We start from the raw sequence: 642 nt of genomic DNA on the forward strand, positions 1-642 counted from the left end.
TGTTTTCGAAAAAATCAGCCACCAACTAACGGAAAATTCAAATCTTATCAATAGCTTAGCTTGCAGGTTATGGGTAACTTATTTCGAAAACAGTACACTAGTGTGAGAGACCGGATGCCCACGCGCTTCAGACAATTATTAATACTGGCCACAGGCCTGTGCATGAGCTGGAGCAGCGCTCAGGCCGGCCCCGACGCGGCCGATCACTACACCCTGCTCGGCCGTTCGAGCCCGGCGCACATGGATGTGAAACTGGACAGCAGCCAATGGCAGTGGGTACGCGCCCAGCGTGAACTGATTCTCGGCACTTCGAGCCCCGATTATCCGCCATTCGACATCACCATTTCAGGGACTGATTACGAAGGCATCACTGCCGATTACGCGGGCATCATTTCGGACGCACTGGACCTGCCTGTCAGAGTCCAGCGATTCGACAGCCGCGAGGCCGCAATCAAGGCGCTGACCGCAGGTCAGGTCGACCTGCTGGGCACCGCCAACGGTTTCGAGGCGGTCGAGCGCGATATCAAGCTTTCACAGGGCGGCGGCAAAAACTGAGCGCAACACCTGACCAATCCGGTACGGTGAACCTATGTCATATCATGAACTCAGCATTGAAGAACGCATCACGATCCAGTTTGGCCA

General features: G+C 55.1%; 1 pseudogene. It reads left to right on the plus strand.

Annotation, left to right across the window (positions count from 1 at the left end):
- Positions 1–162: 162 nt before the first annotated feature.
- A pseudogene (locus DW49_RS0124190) lies at positions 163–537 on the plus strand (hybrid sensor histidine kinase/response regulator); the annotation flags it as partial.
- Positions 538–642 lie beyond the last annotated feature (105 nt).

This window comes from Pseudomonas avellanae BPIC 631 (assembly GCF_000444135.1).
Taxonomy (GTDB): domain Bacteria; phylum Pseudomonadota; class Gammaproteobacteria; order Pseudomonadales; family Pseudomonadaceae; genus Aquipseudomonas; species Aquipseudomonas avellanae.